This window comes from Promineifilum sp. (SeqCode) (genome assembly GCF_041918635.1).
Lineage (GTDB): Bacteria > Chloroflexota > Anaerolineae > Promineifilales > Promineifilaceae > Promineifilum.
The window spans coordinates 1-2,612 of the sequence record NZ_JAYRVJ010000728.1 but is presented as its reverse complement, the minus strand read 5'-3'; the positions used below and the strand labels follow the sequence as shown (position 1 = coordinate 2,612).

The following is a 2,612-nucleotide window of genomic DNA, read 5'->3' as shown; positions in this document are numbered from 1 at the left end:
GGCCGAGCCAGCCACGTCGGTACGGGCGCTGAGCATCTCGCCGGCGCTGGTCGCTTCCAGATCGCCGTGGAATTGCTTGTCGATGGTCAACCGGCCCAGGCCGAGATCGTCGGCCGCCGGTTGGGGGGTGAGCTTGACGTCAAACGTGCCGCGGGCGTGGTGAATCATCCGGCTAGTGTAGCGTTGTAGGGCAATTTGCCAAATCGCCCCACCCCAGGCTTACAGACTGCGCTACAGCGCGATCAGTATCACCGCCCCCAGCGCCAGCCCCACCCCCACGCTTTGGCGCGGCGACAGCCGTTCGCCCAGGACGGCGCGGGCCAGCACAACCGTCGCCGCCGGATAGAGCGCGCCCAGCACCGCGGCCACGTCCAGCCGCCCCGTGGCCGCTGACAGGGCAAAGAAGGCGTTACCCGCCGTGTCCCCCAGGCCAGCCAGGGCGGCGAGGGGGAAGGGGAAGAGAGTGGTTAGTGGGTCAGTGGTCAGTAGGTCAGTATTCAGTACAGAGTGCGCATCCTCAGATGCGCGCTCGGCGTCGGCGGGCCCGGTCGCATGGGGGGACGCGGCCTCTATACGTCCCGCATCTGAGGATGCGGACTCTGACCTGCCACCTGCCACTTGCCACCTGCCACCACTCGCTTGCTCCCCTGCTCCCCCGCGCCCCCGCTCCCCTGCTCCCTGTACAAACACCACAACCGCCAGCATCGCCACACTCGCCACCCGCGCCGCCACCAGCGGCCAGACGAACCCCGCCCCGTCGCCCAGCCGGCCGATGATCGCCAGGAACGTCCCGAAACCCACCCCGGCCAGCAGCGGCAAGACAGCGTCGCGGGGCCGGAAGTCGCCCGCCTCGTCGGGGCGGGAGATGACCCAGATCGCCAGCAACGCCAGCGCGAAGCCGCCCATCTGGGCCGCGCCGGGCAGCCCCTCGACGACCAGGCCAACCAGGAGAGGGATGCCGCCGGACGCCACGGCCGTCAGCGGCGCGGCCACGCCCATCTTGCCACGCGCCAGGCTGAGGTAGAGCAACAGCAGCCCCAGCCCGCCGGCCAGCCCGGCCAGCGCACCCCACAGGACGTCCGTCGCGGCCGGCCGCGACTCGCGAAGCAGGAGACCGAGGGCAACCAACGCCGCTCCGCCCACCAGTTGCGAGACCAGGACAACGCGCACGGCTGCCGCGCGCCGGCTGGCCAGCCCGCCGGCGAAGTCGCCCGCGCCCCACGACAGCGCCGCGGCCAGGCCGCTGAGGATGCTGATGAATTGCACGCGGCGAAGCGTAGCACGCGCCAGACTCACCGCCAAGCCCACCGGCGAGTTTGTAGGGCGATTTGGCAAATCGCCCCACCGCGCTACGGCCCCTCTACCTCCGGCGTCGCCGTCTCGGTTGGCTCCTCAGTCGGCTCATCGGTCGGGGTCTCCGTCGGCTCGTCAGTCGGCGTCTCCGTCGGCTCGTCGGTCGGCGTCTCCGTCGGCTCATCGGTCGGCGTTTCCGTCGGCTCGTCGGTGGGCGTTTCCGTCGGTTCGTCGGTCGGGGTCTCGGTCGGCTCGTCGGTCGGCGTCTCCGTCGGCTCGTCAGTCGCCGTCGCGGTCGGCCGCAGCGTGGGCGTCGCCGTTGGCCGGGCGGTGGCGGTCGTGGTCGGCCGGACGGTGGCCGTGGTCGTCGGTCGCACCGTGGGCCTGGCCGGCGTCTCGGTCGGCGTCGCTTCCCGCGTCGGCGTGCTTGTGCGCGAGCCCAGGGTAGGCGTGGTCGTGAGGCTCAGGCGCGGCGGCGTGGACGTAGCGGTGGTGCGCCCGGGCGTAGGCGTGCGCATCACGCCGCGCGTCGCCGTGCTGCGCGGCGTGGGCAGCGCGGCCAGCAGACCGGTGCTCCCGGTCACTTCCACGAAATCCTTGTCGATCCAGCCCGTCCGCCCATCGGGCAGCCTGACCCGATACCATTCGGTCGGCACACGGTCAATGCCGATCAGGACTAGCTCCATACCATCGGGCACGCGCTCGACGACGGCGGCCGACGTGCTGGGGCCGCTGCGGATGATGCGCTCGCCCTGCACGCGCCCGATCGGCTCCTCCTCATCGCGGGTAGGCGTGACCACGTCGCCCTCGGTCGAGACGATCGCAATAGACGCCTCGCCTTCGTCGCCCACCACCGTCACCTGCCGATACGAAATCCAGGCCTTTTCCCGGCTATTGGGAACCTGGACGTAGTACCATTCGCCCTTCTCGTCCTGGCCCAGGATGTCTGCCTCCTGGCCATCGTCCAACAGGTATTGGTTGCCGCCGCCGTCGCGTAGATAGGGCGCGTCGGTGGATGGCCCGGTGCGCAGGAAGCCGCCGCTGGGATTGGCGCGCACCCTCGGCCCAGTCGCCACCTGCGTGCTCCCGGCCTCCGGCGTCGGCGGGATGGTGGCGGCGATCATGACCAGTTCTGGGCCGGCATTCAGGCTGGCCGATTCGGCGGCGACCCAGGCTGTCGCGCCATCGGTCAGGCGCACGTTATACCATTCGCCGGTCGGGTTCTGGCCCAACACTTCCAGCTCTTCGTCGCCGTCGAGAGCGCCTACCTCCTCGTACACCGTCCCCGGCCCGCTGTAGAGGAGCGTGCCCTCAGGCGC

Annotated in this window: 3 protein-coding genes; all 3 read right to left on the bottom strand. The window is 70.7% G+C overall.

Annotation, left to right across the window (positions count from 1 at the left end; translation table 11 throughout):
* Nucleotides 1-168: DUF3224 domain-containing protein (locus ACE3UY_RS21220; protein WP_374689473.1), on the bottom strand; the 168-nt coding region annotated here is incomplete at its 3' end.
* Nucleotides 169-231: 63 nt separating this feature from the next.
* Nucleotides 232-1,266 carry an EamA family transporter gene (locus ACE3UY_RS21215; RefSeq protein ID WP_374689472.1) on the bottom strand — a complete coding sequence of 345 codons (1,035 nt, stop codon included), beginning with the start codon at nt 1,264-1,266 and terminating at the stop codon, nt 232-234.
* 83 nt (nt 1,267-1,349) lie between these two features.
* The coding region (locus ACE3UY_RS21210) for an SH3 domain-containing protein (protein ID WP_374689471.1) at nt 1,350-2,612 on the bottom strand (1,263 nt) is incomplete at its 5' end.